This window comes from Pantoea sp. OXWO6B1, from assembly GCF_001641135.1.
In the GTDB taxonomy this organism is placed as follows: Bacteria; Pseudomonadota; Gammaproteobacteria; order Enterobacterales; family Enterobacteriaceae; genus Pantoea; species Pantoea allii.
The window spans coordinates 2,416,314-2,433,463 of the sequence record NZ_LWLR01000001.1; the positions used below are offsets into that span (position 1 = coordinate 2,416,314).

Sequence of the window (17,150 nt, forward strand, 5' to 3'; positions counted from 1 at the left end):
AATCGGTTTTTATGGCTGTTTTTGCGGGATGGACAGGGCTTAGCTGCCATATTTTTAACTTAAATAAAACCTATCTTAAATCAAACTATGATAAGAGGATTAAATTATTTTAAGAAAGGCTTTTTGTTGCTGGTTAAACTAATAAAACGTTTTAGTTATACATGTTGATATTTTTTATGTGGCTTGAGTGTTATCTGTATCAATAAATCCGCTCTGTGAGATGCGTTCCTTTTTTTTATAGTCTGGCTTATCCGCTTATCCGCTTATCCGCTTATCCGCTTATCCGCTTATCCGCTTAAATATCGACAGCCTACTGATCCACCAAGAAAAAGGTGCTTATGATTTTAATGCCAGAGCGCAGACCTCATGGAATGATTTCCATTGCCTTAGGCATCGGATTCACGTTTACTGAATCGGCAGCCATTTATCGGCACAATTTTTGACGCACTACCACAAGCCACTCAACCTCGATAATAAGGCATAAAAATGAAGATGGAAAACATCCCCTTTGGGATAACCGACTGGTCACAGATCGAGGAAGAACGGCATCCGGGGGAAAGCGGATTCGCGCTCTGGCGCGTGGCAACGTTTGGCGATATCCGGGTCAGAATGGTCGAGTATTCCCCCGGCTACGTCGCCGATCACTGGTGTATCAAAGGGCATATTCTTCTGTGTCTGAAAGGGGAGCTGGTGACAGAGCTGGATGACGGACGGACGTTTGTATTAACGCCCGGCGTGAGTTATCAGGTTGCCGACGATGCTGAAGCACATCGTTCAACGACCACGGCGGGAGCAACGCTGTTTATTGTTGACTGATGGGATTGGTAGCCTTATTGCGGGTGGGATGGATTTTTCATGCGATAGGGAGATTGAAGCGCGGTATCGTAGATTAACTTGTTGGGGAAGGGTGCTTTCTGATGAGAAAGGCACCAGGGCGGCCTGATAAGCGTAAGTTTAGTGAGGTGGGGCTTAATGTCGTCGCTTACCGTTCAGAACGTAAATATGCGGACCTGCCGTGAAATCAGTGAGTCCACCAGGGGTAATTTTAGTCAATGTTCAATAAAGCGTGTTTTTCAGCCTGTCCGGCAAGGCCTTATCGTATGCATCTCCATCGATTTCTGATTGTGAAATCATCTTCAGAATAGTGCCAGTGCTGGGTAGGGTTTTCCTGTCAATCTGAATGGCAGGATCCCATAATTTCGAGCGGATGATAGCCCTACTGCATTGAAACATTACACTCTGTACTGAAATACGTAACACAGTTTTAGGCAACTGGCCTTTCATTTCAAATTTTTCCAGTAGGGTTGGGTCTATAGAGATCTCAGCAGTGCCGTTTAAACGTATCGTTTCTCCAATTCCCGGCACCAGGAAGAGAAGCGCTACTCTGTTGTCTGTTAAAATATTACGCAGACTGTCAAGACGATTATTACCCCGGCGGTCAGGCAGAAAAACGGTTTTCGCATCATGAATATGCATAAAGCCGGCCGGATCACCTCTTGGGGATATATCCAGCCCATGAGGCCCTGAAGTTGCAAGGACGACAAAAGAGGATGCCTCTATAAAAGGGCGGTATGCCTGATGAATATGATCAGTAACTTTCATTAAGGAAGGTTTGGCTACAGCGTCGTAAAGCTTGTCCAACTCAAAAGTATCTCTTACTACCATGTCTTTATAAATCATCCTAAAGCTCCTTTCATTCAAAATGACAAATTTGCACGAGTTCTATGAATAAAACATGACGGATGAGCCAGAAATACGATCTGCCTGGTTTGAATCAGCCAAAACCTCTCTGATGTAATGTATATGCCTAAAGCACGCTGGCGTTGCATAGTCATATTACTTAGGTGATGCTCGCTTCTGGCACTCAGCGGACATCAGATAGCTCCAGGTGGCCCTCCGCTGTGAGCGGAAAGCGGGCAATCAGCGTCAAAAGCTACTTTTTTTACTGCACCTTCTCTATGGTATGAAACGATGATTAGCCAGGTCCTGAGTCCGGACCTGACGGCAATAAGTTTGATCATTTACACGAGGTTCGATACTTGCTATATCTTATCTCACATCGGCGTGCACTCTGGCCTCTCTAGTCATTTCAAGCGCTTATAGAGGGTATTTTAATGAATCAGACCCACTCTGTTCCGGAAATTTATAATCCTGAAGTGCCCTATGCAGTAAAATGCGAGATAGTGACACAACTGTGCCGGGCACTGGCTTCCCATAAAAATATCTCTCCAGAGGATTTGAGAAAGTATCTTCTGGAGAAAACGCATGTTGATTTCGAAAATCTCGAAGGTAATCCGGTAGGCATGCTGCTGCTGTATGAGTACCTTTACTCTCAGCGCCCCACAGCTTGCGCCAGCGCTAAAGAAAGCCTCCATTAAGAGCAGCCTCCAGCAGGGGGCTAATCGGTCCTGTCACCCCGCGCGCGAACGCCAGTCGTAGCGTTATCAAAATTCACAACTACCTTGTGCACTCCTGGCACGAAGCAGACGAGCGGACTAAGCAGAAGGTCCGCTATGAGCAAGAAGCGCATATTGCTCAAATCGGGATGTGCTCATCGGCGGGGGCTGGTCAGCCCTGTAAGATTCTAACCTGTGCCGGAACAAATTCGTCTGAGTCTGGTGACGTTATTTATGCTCATTGTCTTCTGCATCACCGGTCCGGCAGGCGCCGGGCTGCCTCTGAAAGGTGAAGTGAGTATTTAAGCCGGATAGCCTTTAAGGCAGAAAAATCTCAAAATGGCAGCGGTCTGGCTGAACTCGGCGGGCCGTCCTGCCATAACCTGTGGCCAGGGCATCAGCTCAGCGCATAAGCCATTTGCAGAGCGTAAAAATCCTGAATAATCAATAGGGTTTTGTCATACAGATGTGTACCAGGCACAGATGTACCTGACTTCAGTCCGTGTTAATTAACGGTGCAGGGTTCCTGACAGTGGGTTATTTACTCAAAATGACGGGCATGCATAACAGTTGCCTTAAAAAGCGTAATTCGATTATTTACATACTCAGAGATAAAAAGCGCATAAACCGAAAATTTGAAGGTATGTTTGTAGCAATCGCGCAGGTGCCGACAGGTAGAGCCATAGGTGGTGTCATGAAGCCTGGTACTGGCTAAGGCTAAACAGAAGTGAATTAACGGTAGTCTTTATGCTTCAGGCTAAAGTTTTACAAAATTGTTTCTCGATATCAGGTGAGCGAGGCCGATACTCATTTTACAGGCAGGATCATCTCCGAGCAGGTCGATGAACTCATCAAGGACAGCCGCATGAAATCCGTAACCAATGACCAACTGGGGGCCGCCGTGGCCAGAACGTCGCTTTGCGCAATATACCTTCTTTCTTCAACCGGAGAGGTGATGAGCTGGAACCTTGGATGCCGTGAAATTAAGGGCTGGGAAAGCCGTGATATCAGAGGGCAACATATTTCGGTTTTTTACGATGAAGATGAACAGGCCAGGAACATACCTGAGGCCGATCTGGGGTATGCACGTGAGCATGGCAAGTTTACAGGCGAGGGCTGGCGCCTCCGGAAAAACGGCAGCACATTCCGTGCATCAGTCGAAATAGAATTTCTCAACCCATCTGAGGAAGAACACGCTGCTTTTATTAAAATCGTGCGGGACGTTTCGCATGATTATCAGGAAAGGGCGGCGCTACGCATCGCTCAACAGGTTATCCAGAAAAGGGAAACAGAGTTATCAGACACCAATAAGGTGCTCGACGCTGTGTTCTGCCACACGCCCTGCGCCCTCATTCTGTGTGACGTAAAATCGGGTGGCATAATACGCGCGAACCCGACAGCCATGAATTCGCCCCATCTGCAGGCGCTGGTATTGAGCGGTAATACCCTGACAGGTATCCCTGAGGCGTTGCCAGCCGATCTGAGTGCTGTGTTCAGGCAAGCCTATGATCTCCTTCCCGATGAAGGGTTCAGTGAAACTGTCTCTTCAGACGATACCGCACCGGAATTTTCACTGCGGATTTCTGCAGAAAGGCTGAATTCGGGCGGCGGAGAGGACTATCTTCTCTATACCATACTGGATGTCACCGCAGAGTATCAGGCAGCGGCAAGAGCTAATCACCTGGCACTGCATGATCCACTGACAGGGCTGCTTAACCGCCGTGGCCTGATGCCCAGGCTGGAGACGCTTCTGAGTGGCGACAGCCCCTTTGCCGTCATGGTCTCTGACATTGACCGCTTTAAAAGCATCAATGACGTTCTGGGCCATCCCACAGGGGATGCACTGCTTATTGATGTTTCAGCGCGGCTACAGTCCGTCCTGCGCCCTGAAGATATACTGGCCCGCACAGGCGGCGACGAGTTCGTTGCCGTCTTACCGGGCATAAGCTCAGCAGCAGAAGCAAGCGAAACGGTATCACGTCTCACCGCAGTGCTGAAGGAACCCTTCATGCTGAAAGGCCGCAAGGTCACGTCGGGTTGCAGCTTCGGAGTATGCCTTTTTCCGGGCTACGCGCGGGATGCTGAAAGCATGTTATCGGCAGCAGATATCGCCCTGTATGCGGCCAAGTCAGCCGGACGTAATGGCTGGGTCATCTTTACAGATGAGCTTGCCAGTTCAGCGAAAGAGCGCTTCAGTCTGGAAAACGACCTGCGTGGTGCGCTGGAGAACGGTGAGCTTCAGCTTTTTTACCAGCCCGTTGTGTGCAGCGTAAGTGAAGAAGTCGTGTCATATGAAGCCCTGCTGCGCTGGCATCATCCTGTAAGGGGAAGCGTTCCGCCTGACGTTTTCATACCGCTTGCTGAAAAAACCGGGCTTATCCATGATATCGGCGCATTTGCGCTTACGCGTGCCTGTACTGACATGGCAGGCTGGTCGGGACAGGCGCGGGTGGCAGTAAACATTTCGCCCCGACAGTTCAGAGACCCGCAACTGGCGAACAGAGTGAAAAACGTCCTGATTCATAGTGGGCTGCATCCAAACAGGCTGGAACTCGAAATTACCGAGTCCGCGCTGTTCGACAACCCCGAGTTCAGTTATGAAGTAATACGGAAATTCAGGGAGACAGGCATTGATATGGTGCTGGATGATTTTGGCACCGGTTTTTCTTCCCTGAGCCACCTCAGCTCCGGACTTTTCAGCAGGATAAAAATTGATAAGTCATTTATCAGCGACCTGCACCGGGATGCCGGAGCGGCAGCTATCGTCAGCTCCGTTCTTTCACTTTGTCGTCAACTAAAGGTTGAAGTTACCGCAGAGGGCGTGGAGACACCTGCACAGGCTGAGTGGCTCAGAAAATATGAATGTCCTCTGCTACAGGGATATCTCTTTGGCAGGCCGGGGCCTTACTGGATTCAGAAGTGAAGTCTTTGCCCTTATCAGGACCTGCCGGCGGCGCTTACATTTTGCGCCGCGGGTCAGGTTTTAACTGGAAAGAAAGTGCATGCCTGAGGGATCGATAACAAAAAACGCATGCCTTCTTTTCAGGGATGTCATTAGGGCAAAGCTCCCGTCAGTTACTGTCCTGATAACTGACGGCCATATTGACAGGCGTGCCGGGCGGTGCGTTACACAACCTTTATAGGGAATGTTCTGCACCCACATCGCCCGGCCATTCGGTAAATGCCGACGGCGTAGTTTGAGCTAATTTAAGGTCTGTGCTGTACGCCGTTCCCTCTTTATCGTCGATGTATGAAAGTTTACTTAGCGAAATACGCCGTAAACCTGCCTGAAAGACTGAAATCTAAAGTTGTTTCACAGTTTCAGCGTAGCGTTTATCGCTGAACTTGTTTTCCCATTTGGCTATGACAATAGGGGCCAGCGTATTTCCCAGAACGTTAAGCGCCGTATTAGGCATATCCATTAAGCGGTAAACGCCGGCAATGAAAGCAATGCCTTCTAACGGGATACCTGCGCTAGAGAGCGTGGCGGAAAGAATGACGAACATAAAACCAGGAACACCGGCTGCGCCCTTAGAGGTAATGACCATCGTCACAACAAGCATCATCTGATCGGCAAGGGTCAGGTGAATGCCATAGATTTGCGCGATAAACAGCGTTCCGATGCCAAGGAAAAGAGAGGCACCGTCAAGGTTAAATGAATACCCCGTAGGAATAACAAACCCTGAAACCGTTTTATCGACGCCGCACTTTTGTGTTTTCTGGATCAGCTGTGGCAGAACAGATGTTGAGCTGGCGCTTGAAAAAGCAAGTATCAATTCATCTTTGATAATGCGGATAATGGTAAAAATATTAATGCCGACGGATCGGGCGATGAGTCCAAAAACAATAATAACAAACAGAATGGCGGTAATATAAGTTGTGGCAATCAGTTTCACCAGCGGCAGAAGAGACGCGACGCCGAAATCGGTCACCGTTACCGCTATCATGCCAAATATCCCGATAGGGGAATAGGCCATGATCATGCCTGTAACTTTGAACATCCCATCAGCAATGGCAGAAAAGAAATTGACCATGTTCGCCTTTTTTTCATTTTCAAGCGAAGCAATACCAATGCCAAACATGACGGCAAAGAAGATCACGGGCAACAGATTGCCTTTTGCCATAGCATCAACAATATTCTCAGGGATAATGCTCAGGATCACCTGACCAAGCCCATGATTCGCTGACGCGGGCGTAGCGACACTGACCTGATGCTGCACCATCGAAGACAGGTCGGCCCCTGCGCCGGGCTTCACCACGTTTCCTACAATCAAGCCCACGATAATGGCGGTGGTTGTCACGCAAAGGAAATAAAAAATGGTCTTCAGCCCCATTCTTCCCACCGCTTTACTGTCAGAATGACCTGCGATACCCACTACCAGGCACGAAAAAACAACCGGAATAACGATCATTTTCATTAATTTAATGAAAATATTGCCGGCAGGCTTAAATATCTGTTCTATAAGCCACGCACTGTGCGCGGGATATAGATTAAGTAGGTAACCTATTACAATGCCTGCCACAAGGCCGACAACAATCTGCCATACAAGGGGGATTCCTGGCTTTTTCATTTAGTTCGTACCTGGTGTTGGTTAATAATTAAGAATCTGCTAGCGAAGCAATGCAATGGCCGTTTTGAGTCGCCGGCATCCTTCTTCAATGACGTCAACTGAACTTGCGAAAGAAATGCGTAAGTAAGGAGAAAGCCCGTATGCTTTGCCTGTAACGGTTGCGACGCCTGCGTCACGTAGAAAATACTCCACGACGTCATCGTCAGAGGTTATACGGCTTCCATTGGGTTTTATTTTACCGATCAGCCCGGACACATTAATGAAAAGGTAAAATGCACCTGCTGGTGGGTTAAAACTAAGGCCTGGCAAAGTGCTGAGCAGTTCGACAATGCGCTTTCTGCGCGCGGTATAGATGGTGAGCATCTCCTTTACGGGCTGCTGATCACCTGCGAACGCCGCGACTGCAGCCGCCTGGCTTACCGAACTCGGGCAGGTGGTTGTCTGGGATATCAGTTTGGTGATAGCGCTGGTCAGCCACTCTGGACCCGCGCCAAATCCAAGACGCCATCCGGTCATTGCATATCCCTTTGAGGCGCCGTTAATAATAAGTATCCGCTCTTTCAGATCCGGCGCGACAGCGGCCAGTGAAAGGTGTGTAGCGTCTTCGTATACAAAGTGCTCATATATCTCATCAAGCATAATGAGCACGTCAGGATATTTTCGCAGCACGTCGGCCAGCGCCATGAGTTCTTCAGCACGGTATACCGCACCGGTGGGATTGTTCGGATAATTAAGCACCACCCAGCGGGTGTTTGCCATTATGCTCTCTTCCAGTTGCTCAGCCGTGAGCTTAAAGTCATTGGATTCATCACCCTCTACGATAACCGGTGTGCCTTCATTCAGAATGGCAAGGTCCGGATAAGATACCCAGTAAGGAGCATGAATAATGACGTCGTCATTTTTATCCAGCGTGGAAGCGAAAGCGTGAAAAATGATGTGCTTTCCGCCGCTACCGCAGACAATTTCGTTTAACTCATAGCGAAGCCCGTTATCACGCTCAAGTTTTTCACAGATTGCCTTACGCAGAACCACCGTTCCTGCTGCGGGAGTGTAATGCGTTTCCGAGTTTTTAAGGGCGTCAACGGTCGCTTTGATAATATGTTCGGGCGTATCAAAATCAGGCTCTCCGATGGTGAAATTGATAATATTAAAACCTTCGGATCGCAACTGAGTGACAAGCTCGTTCGCGGCAATGCTGGGTGATGGCTTGATGCTTTTTAATCGTTGAGATACACGCTGATTCAGTTTCATCACAGGTATCCTTTTTCACGAAGCAGGTCTGTGTACCAGGTTTGGTCTTCCTGGCCTGAAGCAATCATTTCCTTTACAGCCTCTTCCTTCTGCGCATGTTTTGCCGCCAGCCTAAGAAGTTCATCCTTAAATTCGTACGCAAAATTCACGATGCCATCTTCGTCTCCGATGATGATGTCCCCGGGGCAGATAACCTGACCGCCGATGCTCACAGGCACGTTTATTTCACCGGGACCGGTTTTGAAAGGTCCTTTGTGAATGATGCTTTTTGCATAGAGAGGGGTATGTTCAAACGAGGCAACATCACGGATGGCGCCATTGACAACAAATCCTGCGCATCCCCTGCGGAGACACTCAAGTTTAATCAGCTCGCCGATGATGGCGTTATTCGTATCGCCTTGTGCGTCAATGACCAGCACATGGCCTTCTTCAATCATGGTCATCGCCCTGTAAACCATAAGGTTGTCTCCGCCGCGCACCTTTACAGTCAATGCGGTACCGATAAGTTTTCCGGTTTTATTGAAGCGCTGCAGACCGCTAATACCGATATTTCGCGACATGTTGTCGCTGAGATGTGGGGTCACAACGTCTCTGAAAGATTCACGTTCAGCGCGTGTCAGTGGTCTGGCGGGCGGATTGATATGGCTTCCTGGGATGGACATAAATGGCCTCAGTGATTTTTAACATTAAATTAACAAACTGGTTATGTTTGATACTATCGGCCATGAAAGATTGTTTTTAGCGATATTTTGATATAGTTAATCAGTCCTTTTTTTCATGAAAGAAAGATACTTCGGCTATAAAGTTGATAAATATCAAAAACATATGGCGTTAAGCGGTGAATGTAAAAGCAGTAAGCTCGCCTCTTTTATGGGAATAAAGGCGCTTTTCGGCGAAGACATATGAATTTCCTATGTCAGTTCTGTGATCTGAGCAGGAATTTTTCGCCCCTGCTATTAAAGGTCTCTTTCACACATGGTGGGGCACACCAGAGACTGGGTGCGGCTTTCGCAGCATTCTGGACTTTTTGTCGGCCGTTTTAAGAGGTAACCCAGGTGATAACATTCAAACAAATGGATGCGCTGATATGGATAGTTAATCTCGGCAGTTTTGAAGCGGCCGCGGAGAAGCTCAATATGACGCAGTCTGCTATATCAAAGCGCATACATGAACTTGAAGTCTCTTTTGATATTGAGGTATTTGACCGGTCGAGCAGAAATGCGCGGCTGACTGAGAAGGGAAGAGAGCTTCTTTTTTACAGTCAGGAGCTGGTAGAGAAAAGAAACCACCTGCTTGAGAGGATCAGCGACAGGAAGGTTCTGATTTCACAACTCCGGCTGGGCGTAACTGAGCTGACATCCCTTACCTGGCTACCCGAGCTGATTCAGCAAATCCGGGAAGTCTATCCCAGGGTACAGATAGTGCCTACCGTGGATGCCTCTCCCGTTCTGTATGATTCCGTCCAGAATGACAAGCTCGATCTGATTATTGCACCTGACATGTACGACGACGTTCGCCTCAACGCGTGCCTTCTGAGCAGTGTCGAAAATTCCTGGATGTCGTCGACAGCACTGATACCCGCTGAAGAGAAAATTGATATTGACGAAGCAGCAAAATATTCCTTTTTTGTGCAGGGTCCCACGTCCGGCACAGGTCTGATATATGAACGCTATTTTTCAATGCGCGGCATTAAATTTGACCGGAATATTGTCTGTAACAACCTCTTTGCCCAGATTGGGCTGACGGTTGCCGGTATGGGTATTACCTATCTTCCCCGAAAACCTTTAATGCCTTTGCTGGAAAAAGGGATACTCAGGGAGCTTGATTTCAAACCCAGGCTGCCTCTTGTCAGATACAGCGCAATTTATCGGGCCGATCGTGAACAAGGCATCATTCCTCATATTGCTGATATTGCCAGGAATTGCTGCAGTTTCGATAAGTTCCTTTTCGGTTTCTGAGTAACGTGCTGAAATCAGGTAACGCGTTAAGCGATAAAAATCAGTTTATCGCCCGCAGAAACCTGCACTTTCCGACGTCCAGAACGGCATAACACTACTGCACTGTGCACAGCCACGCAGCGGCCTAGAAACCATAAGGTGTAGTGTTGGTTATACGGACCGTAAGCGTGCCGGAAAAAGAGTATTCGCGTCAGAAGCACACTGAGCGCGCATGCGGGGAGACGGCAGGGATGTGATGTTTACCAGAATGAACATATTCAGTCGCCATGAGTAAATGTGTGCTGTTCACTCATACTGGACCTTGTGCCTAAACCAGTCGATTTGGTGCTCAAAAATGGACTATTAACCAGAGGATAACCTTTTGTCTGCTTGCTATCAGGTTGTTGAAACTGTTCCGTCAGTAGAGGATTTTTGCCGTTTACGCATCATCGCAGGGCTGACGCCACGTCCCGCAGAGGGCGTGCGCCTGGCGCTTCCCAACAGTTGTTATGCAGTCCATATCTGCTTACAGAATACTGTCGTCGGCATGGGACGTATAGTGGGTGACGGCGCCCTCAATATGGAGATTGTTGATGTAGCTGTAGATCCACAGCATCAGGGCAGGGGGCTGGGCCGCCAAATAATGGAAAGTTTGGCAAACTGGCTCGATAACAATGCCTGTGATGGCGCCTATGTTACGTTAATGGCTGATGTGCCAGAGTTGTATGAAAAATTTGGTTTCATACGAGTCAGCCCTGCAAGTGAAGGTATGGCAAGGATCTGGAAACGAAATAAAGCTACATAAAACAATGCCTGCTTCTTGCTCATGGTGGAATTTGTCCGGTTTGTGCCAGGAGTGGACGTCAACGTCGTTCAAAGCATCACTTCTGAGACTGAACATAACAATATTCAGCTACACTTGTTCCTGTTTTGGCCCAGAGCAGGAAAATCCCATCATATCAGAGATATATTTTTAATTAGTAGTATTTAAATCAATAACATACATGGCCCTTTAATGATGCAAGTGATACTTGTTCGACACGCGGAAACCGAGTGGAATGTGAGAGGTATTATTCAGGGACAGAGTGATAGCGCATTGACTCTTCGGGGGGAGCGCCAAACATCAGCCTTATTGGCAGCGTTTGCAGCGAGTGATTACCGGGTAGAATGTGTCTACGCTTCTCCGCTTGGCCGTGCCTGGCAAATGGGACAGAGCCTGGCTGAAAGCTTTTGTTGCTCACTGATAGCTGAACCGGCTCTAAAAGAACAGGCATTTGGTCAGTTTGAAGGCATGACAACCGTACAGCTCTCGCAACAAAATCCGGACGCTGCAAAGGCGTTATTCAAACTTGATGCAGAGTATTGTCCGCCAGGGGGGGAGTCTCTCTCACAAGCTTCGCAGCGAATTATGCATTTTTTATCCAATCTCGATAAACAAAGAGATCATGAAACAATATGTATTGTGTCTCACGGGCAGGTCATTCAGGGTGTGCTTGCGATTCTAAAAAGTGGAACTGTGGATGATTTTCACAGGTATGCACAACCCAACGCGAGTTACTCCGTTTTCGATCTGATTAATGGAAGATGTGCCGCGCTCAGATGGGGGATTGCTACACATTTACGTCTCCTGGATTAGCCGTTACCTTTCAGTCATTCAAAGCTATCATGATTTAAGCACAACTTTATATTCTTCAACGATACTGTATATAATCGCAGAAATATTAAATTCAAGAGATGATCAAGCCGCTACGGTTGTGAAATTTGCAAGGATTTTGGTAACAAAGCTGTTTTTAATGCTGGATGAAAACGAGTGAAGATAATTTAAGCGAAACTTAACCATTTAATATTCCAAACGCGCTGTCTATCAAATTGTTGAATGGGCTAACTATGACGATACAAAGAAGCTAACTTCAGTAAAGTTGGACTCTCTTTTACAAAAAATGTGCAACTGAAATACATAAACGCTCACCAAATATCCCAGTGGAATACAAGCTGCGAGGAACTTGTTAGACGCAAACCCATTAGCACCCTTATTTATTGTCATCTAATTAATGGTGAAATTATTTTAAATTAATAAGGTTATTTAAGAGTTGAAATTATACTGATTCCGTTTGGGTTTTGTTTAAGTTGAATTGTTAAGTTATTGATTAATTTGTAAAAATAATCTACACGCAAATTGTTGACATTAAATTATGGTTATGTAAATTTATGTAAGCCGACCCGTAGTGGTTAGCTAACCTAATGCTTAAGCAATGTATTATTTTGATCGGCACAAGTATTTCTGTCCATTTCAACAGATAGGAGTAATAAGATGCAATCAACCGCAGAAAAGCTTTATCAGCCTGTTTTCGCGAGAAAACCTGAGCCTATCAAGCTCTATAAATCAGAACCTAAAGACATCTGCTTTAGCGCAATAAGCACTATGGTGCAGGGTCGAATCAAACGTGACGCCAACCTACTGATGAGCATTTCGGATTTCATCGCTCATATTTAATTTTAACTAATTTTAGGCCTGCTGTAATACAGCAGGCCTATGATGAGGAAATTACTATGAATAGTGTGAAAATCATTCTAAAAGACAGGCTTGATAAGGTTCACATTCTTAAAGCGCATGATGAAGAACCGTTACGTGTTTTTTTGAAGAGAAATTATATACCTAGAGATTCAGTCATTTGTTATGTCAATGAAAAAATAATTGATGACCATACCTACAAGATTAATAACAATGACAAAATCGTCTTAGATATGGTTCGGGCTTATCAGCTACCTGAATACTGCAGAACGTTGAGGCTGTGGGAAGATGAAGGGGTCGAATCTACTAAAACAGATGCTGAATCAGTTTACACAAAAAATGTTTTGTGGTTCAACGATAACGGCATTTGTGAGATGAAGGAGACTCAGTTCGACCCTGATAGCTTTGTCAAATATGTAGATGATATGTTTGTCCAGGGTATCATGGAAAAAAAACTCATAATCGAGAATCAAAAAATTGTTTTAGCGTTGTCTGGCGGCAGAGACAGCCTGGCTTTGCTTTATTTGCTTAGAAGGAACAAAGATAAGCTCCCTCCTCATGAACTCGTTGGCGTGACAGTGGCAGATACAGCCGCTTCTACAAAGGACATTAAAGTGGCTATGGAAGCCATTCAAAATCTTGGAGTAAAAGATTACACGGTTCTACCCTTAGAGTATGTAAATGAAACAATGAATTTTAAAAATGGATTTGAAAATGCAATTGAAAAAATTCTTGTAACAGAAGGTCGTGGCCACTCAATCACGCTGTGGCATCACGTTATGCGTGCATGTGTGGAACGCTTTGCCCGTGAAAGAGAAATCTCCACAATTTCATTTGGATATCATTTCGAGGATTTGTTTGCCAGCGTGTTTAGGACATACACACTCGGGACTTTATTAGGTGAATCCGCACCTTTGAAAACATGGGGAGAATTCATTCATACATCTCCTCTGTGGACAATTACAAAGAAAGAGTTGACGCTTTATCTAAAATTCGTTGCACCTGAGACACATTCAAAAAAAGGTTCTCCGACAGATTATGACAGGGGAGATCATAATAGGGATATAAACTATTTCATGATTGATTTGCTTTCAGGTCTCTGGCCCGGATTAGGGTTTAACTTCTTTGAGTCATTGGAACGACTCAACAAAAATTACAATATTCAAAAAGCAGAATATGAAATCTGTTCCAATTGTGGAATAACCTATACTCATGCTTATGGGAAAGATATTGACCAAAGGAAATTTATTCATGTATGTAATCATTGCTCACACTTAATGAGCCTGGGAGAGATACCATTTTTGAATAAAGTAAAATAAATGCAGAGGTGGAAAATGGAAAATAAAAACAAGCTGCTTTTGACAGATGTCATTTCCTCATTTGGCACGGGCATTAGTGATGTGGCAATTATTACAATGGCCTACATGATTACCAAATCACCCGAAAAAACGGCCTACATTATATCTTTGAGACTAATCTCAAGTATGCTTGTTTTTTTTCTCATTCCTCATTTACTGAAAATTTTATCAATGAGAGAACTAAGCATTTTCACTGACTTCGCCAGATCTGTAACTTGTTTAACTATAGCTTTCACTTGGAATATCTATGTACTTGCAATTTTATCAACTCTGATATCTCTTTGCGCAGGATTAAACACGACACTGAAAAACGTGGCATTTCAGAAATTTGTTGATAGTGAAGAAAGAATAAGTTTTGTTTCAAAACAGCAGTTTTATTATAATTCTTTCGGTTTAATAGCACCTATTATATCCTCACTGACAATAGGAATCTTTGGGATAAAATTTATTTTTTATGTCGAAAGCTTTCTTTTCCTGATGTCTACATGTATAGTTTTCTCACTTGAAGAATGGACACCTGACAATCTATCTCAAAAGAAAAGTATTTTTTCAGGTTTTACTTATATTTTCAATGATAAAGTTCAAAAAAACATTCTTTTTTTTAGATTATCCATAATTACATCTATGGTTGCTTATGAAATTATATCGACTTACATTCTTACTGATAACTACAAAGAGCTCATTAATCACATAAATATTATCTATGTATCTTCATACTCTACTGTTGTTGCTTTGTTTTCAAGTATGAGTACTTTTTCTTTGTTAGTAGGAAGCTTGATGGCAGGGAAAATATTCAAAATTGAAAGTATTAATAAATCCTTTATTTCAGGGGCCGTGCTAATATCTGTAGGCTGTCTGATATGGTCCGTTCCATTGACTAAATTTCTGGTTTTGAGTTATTTATCAGGAACATTCATCATATATTTAGGGTTGTCGCTACTTAAAATTTCATTATATAGCTCAGGGCAGGAGCTTACTGACAAAAGTAAGTTTTCAGAAATAATAGCCACTTCCGATATGATATCAAGAAGCTATCAGTCTTTGTTAGGTTTTGTGATTGTTGTTGGTATAGACCACTTCACTGCAGAAAAGTGTTTTCTTTTTCTCGCTTTCGCTGCGCTTGGATCACTCTTCTTTAGCTCATCAATATACAAGCCTTTGATTTTGAGAAAAGTAAAAGATGGTTAAATGTTCTCCTTAGACTATACTCATGGGTTTATTCAATTCTTATGGAGTCGTGAAGTCTTTATCAATATCCATGAGGACTTTTAGCTGTCGAGGATAGTGAATGTTCAGCATTTCAGAAGTGGATAAAAGTGATTCTGACCTGGCGTGGCTGGTCAGCGAGCTCGATGCCTTTCAGCGCGAACTGTATCCTGCAGAAAGTAATCACTGTCTGGATCTTTCAACCGTTAATGACGAGCAGCTCCGCTGCGTTATCGTACGTGATGAAGGCGGCGCACCTGCGGGTTGTGGTGCTTTGCTGTTTCAGGAAAATGGCTCAGCTGAGATTAAACGGGTTTATATTCGATCGGAATACCGGGGCAGGAAGCTCGGAGAGCGGATAATCAGCGCAATCGAGACGATGGCTTCAGAGAAGACTCCGTGCTTATTACGGCTTGAAACGGGGATTAATCAGCAACCGGCCATCGCACTTTATCGTAAGTGCGGGTACGAAATATGCGATGCATTCCCCCCGTATGCAGCAGATCCGTTGAGTGTGTTTATGTGCAAAGACCTTTCTTAACTTCACGTTTTTTATGCTACTCAGGAAAGTTATGCTCAAGGCGTTGGATACATATCATAAGTGAGACGTCCGCTCCTCGCTCACCGCGACTTTAAATGCCGATAAGTCCATCTTCTGACTGATGTAAGCCCGTCATACTGATGCCGAAGCCTCGGTTGATCAACAGGCTGAGATTATGTACACAGGCATTTTGACTCACCTTTAGCAGAACGTTGCCCGCCACCCGGTCTTTGTCAGGCCCGACGCTCACACCACTGGCGATGCCGTGCCTTGTGAGCGCATCTCTGTTACAGGCCAGGTTCAGGATCCACCCATCCCGCATGACGACATTTCAAAAAAATCACGCCGCTCAACGCTTACGGGAGTCGCTATTTTTATCTGTCACGAAACGCATTATGCAGAAGTCGCCACATATGATGGGCGGCTGGGGTAAAGCGCCTGTCTGAGTTCCGTAACAGGTGACACTGGGCGCTACTGGCGATCGGGTGGTCGAGCGGGACGGCGACAAGTGTCCCCTGACGAATGGGGTCGGCGGCGGCATAGGCAGTCATAAATGAGACACCGAGCCCCGCCTGGCTGAGGTTCATGGCGGTGGAGAACAGGTTGCATCGGTAGGCCGGGTGAAATTGCAGGCCCTGGCTTTTGAACATGGCGTTCATGTGGCGCTGCAAGCCAAAGTTCTCCGTCAGAGCGATAAGCGGATGAGCGTTCAACTCTTCAATAGTGATGCTGGCGTGACCGGCGATAGGATGCTGTGGCGCGACCACGGCGCAAATCGGCCCCCACTGGAAACTGTGGCGCTTCAGTTCCGGTGTGCCAATCGGGCCAAAGGCGAGCGCCATATCGGCTTCGCCGCTGACGATATCGTTCATCATCTCCTGCATGCTGCCGACCACAATATCGACAAACACCATCGGGTAAGACTGGGCAAACTCGCGCATGACTCCTTCGATAAACGCGGTGATCAGTCCGCCGCCAATGCGCACCGAAAGCGTTCCGCCGCGCATATGGCGCAGATCTTTAAGCTGGCTCTCCAGCTTTTCGCGCCGCTGGCGGCTGGCAAAATAGTCCTCCGCCAGCAGCCGTCCCGCTTCGGTCAATACCACATTACGCCCGCGCCGTTCCAGCAAGGGAAGCTGTAGCGCACGTTCAAGTTGGGCGATCTGGCGGCTGACCACCGACGCGTTAACGCCAAGGATATCTGCCGCGCGGCGAATGCCGCCTTGGTTACCCACTTCATACAGGTAACCCACCTGTTTATCCTGGAACATCTGCCGCATTCCCTCATTACTGTTGACCTGAGAGCAACAATAACATCACTTGATGGCTATTTATCAAGCCGTTTAAATAGTGATAATCAAATTAACCGCCAAATTTG

16 protein-coding genes are annotated in these 17,150 nt (G+C 46.1%); 10 read left to right on the top strand and 6 right to left on the bottom strand.

Annotated features, from left to right (window positions below):
- Positions 1 to 486: 486 nt before the first annotated feature.
- Positions 487 to 816, top strand: a complete 330-nt coding sequence (locus tag A6A26_RS13495; protein WP_063879204.1) for a DHCW motif cupin fold protein — start codon at positions 487 to 489, stop codon at positions 814 to 816.
- Positions 817 to 1,056: 240 nt separating this feature from the next.
- Here the strand turns inward: A6A26_RS13495 and A6A26_RS13500 are convergent, their stop codons facing one another.
- The gene (locus tag A6A26_RS13500; RefSeq protein ID WP_063879205.1) at positions 1,057 to 1,680 is read right to left on the bottom strand and encodes a pyridoxamine 5'-phosphate oxidase family protein; all 624 of its coding nucleotides are present in this window, start codon (positions 1,678 to 1,680) and stop codon (positions 1,057 to 1,059) included.
- Positions 1,681 to 2,114: 434 nt separating this feature from the next.
- Between A6A26_RS13500 and A6A26_RS25505 the strand changes: the two genes are divergently transcribed.
- Positions 2,115 to 2,378 (top strand): hypothetical protein, encoded by a 264-nt coding sequence (locus A6A26_RS25505; RefSeq protein ID WP_156506664.1) that lies wholly within the window; start codon positions 2,115 to 2,117, stop codon positions 2,376 to 2,378.
- An 883-nt stretch (positions 2,379 to 3,261) separates the two neighbouring features.
- Positions 3,262 to 5,319 carry a sensor domain-containing protein gene (locus tag A6A26_RS13515; RefSeq protein WP_063879208.1) on the top strand — a complete coding sequence of 686 codons (2,058 nt, stop codon included), beginning with the start codon at positions 3,262 to 3,264 and terminating at the stop codon, positions 5,317 to 5,319.
- A 379-nt stretch (positions 5,320 to 5,698) separates the two neighbouring features.
- Here A6A26_RS13515 and A6A26_RS13520 read toward each other — a convergent pair whose 3' ends face one another.
- The 3 genes from A6A26_RS13520 to A6A26_RS13530 are packed head-to-tail and all read right to left on the bottom strand — an operon-like array spanning position 5,699 to position 8,880.
- On the bottom strand, positions 5,699 to 6,967 hold the full coding sequence (locus A6A26_RS13520) for a cation:dicarboxylate symporter family transporter (protein ID WP_063879209.1): 1,269 nt from the start codon (positions 6,965 to 6,967) through the stop codon (positions 5,699 to 5,701).
- 39 nt (positions 6,968 to 7,006) lie between these two features.
- Positions 7,007 to 8,218, bottom strand: a complete 1,212-nt coding sequence (locus A6A26_RS13525; RefSeq protein WP_063879210.1) for an aminotransferase class I/II-fold pyridoxal phosphate-dependent enzyme — start codon at positions 8,216 to 8,218, stop codon at positions 7,007 to 7,009.
- On the bottom strand, positions 8,218 to 8,880 hold the full coding sequence (locus A6A26_RS13530; RefSeq protein WP_063879211.1) for an RraA family protein: 663 nt from the start codon (positions 8,878 to 8,880) through the stop codon (positions 8,218 to 8,220). The genes A6A26_RS13525 and A6A26_RS13530 overlap by 1 nt, the downstream gene beginning before the upstream one ends.
- A gap of 393 nt (positions 8,881 to 9,273) precedes the next feature.
- Here A6A26_RS13530 and A6A26_RS13535 point away from each other — a divergent pair, with 393 nt between their 5' ends.
- From A6A26_RS13535 to A6A26_RS13565, 7 genes are all read left to right on the top strand, one after another.
- Positions 9,274 to 10,176, top strand: coding sequence for a LysR family transcriptional regulator (locus A6A26_RS13535; protein ID WP_063879212.1), 903 nt, complete (start codon positions 9,274 to 9,276; stop codon positions 10,174 to 10,176).
- A gap of 361 nt (positions 10,177 to 10,537) precedes the next feature.
- The gene (locus A6A26_RS13540) at positions 10,538 to 10,960 is read left to right on the top strand and encodes a GNAT family N-acetyltransferase (protein WP_063879213.1); all 423 of its coding nucleotides are present in this window, start codon (positions 10,538 to 10,540) and stop codon (positions 10,958 to 10,960) included.
- Positions 10,961 to 11,170: 210 nt separating this feature from the next.
- Positions 11,171 to 11,791 carry a histidine phosphatase family protein gene (locus A6A26_RS13545; protein ID WP_063879214.1) on the top strand — a complete coding sequence of 207 codons (621 nt, stop codon included), beginning with the start codon at positions 11,171 to 11,173 and terminating at the stop codon, positions 11,789 to 11,791.
- 675 nt (positions 11,792 to 12,466) lie between these two features.
- A complete protein-coding gene (locus A6A26_RS13550; RefSeq protein WP_063879215.1) occupies positions 12,467 to 12,649 on the top strand; it encodes a hypothetical protein in 183 nt (60 codons plus the stop codon).
- A 56-nt stretch (positions 12,650 to 12,705) separates the two neighbouring features.
- Positions 12,706 to 13,986, top strand: coding sequence for a tRNA lysidine(34) synthetase (locus A6A26_RS13555; protein WP_063879216.1), 1,281 nt, complete (start codon positions 12,706 to 12,708; stop codon positions 13,984 to 13,986).
- Positions 13,987 to 14,001: 15 nt separating this feature from the next.
- Positions 14,002 to 15,213, top strand: a complete 1,212-nt coding sequence (locus A6A26_RS13560; RefSeq protein WP_063881155.1) for an MFS transporter — start codon at positions 14,002 to 14,004, stop codon at positions 15,211 to 15,213.
- 100 nt (positions 15,214 to 15,313) lie between these two features.
- Entirely contained in the window at positions 15,314 to 15,772 is a 459-nt protein-coding gene (locus A6A26_RS13565) for a GNAT family N-acetyltransferase (RefSeq protein ID WP_063879217.1), read from the top strand.
- Positions 15,773 to 15,863: 91 nt separating this feature from the next.
- Here A6A26_RS13565 and A6A26_RS13570 read toward each other — a convergent pair whose 3' ends face one another.
- Both A6A26_RS13570 and A6A26_RS13575 read right to left on the bottom strand, forming a co-directional pair.
- The gene (locus A6A26_RS13570; protein ID WP_063879218.1) at positions 15,864 to 16,094 is read right to left on the bottom strand and encodes a hypothetical protein; all 231 of its coding nucleotides are present in this window, start codon (positions 16,092 to 16,094) and stop codon (positions 15,864 to 15,866) included.
- A gap of 52 nt (positions 16,095 to 16,146) precedes the next feature.
- Positions 16,147 to 17,043 (bottom strand): LysR family transcriptional regulator, encoded by an 897-nt coding sequence (locus A6A26_RS13575; protein ID WP_063879219.1) that lies wholly within the window; start codon positions 17,041 to 17,043, stop codon positions 16,147 to 16,149.
- Positions 17,044 to 17,150 lie beyond the last annotated feature (107 nt).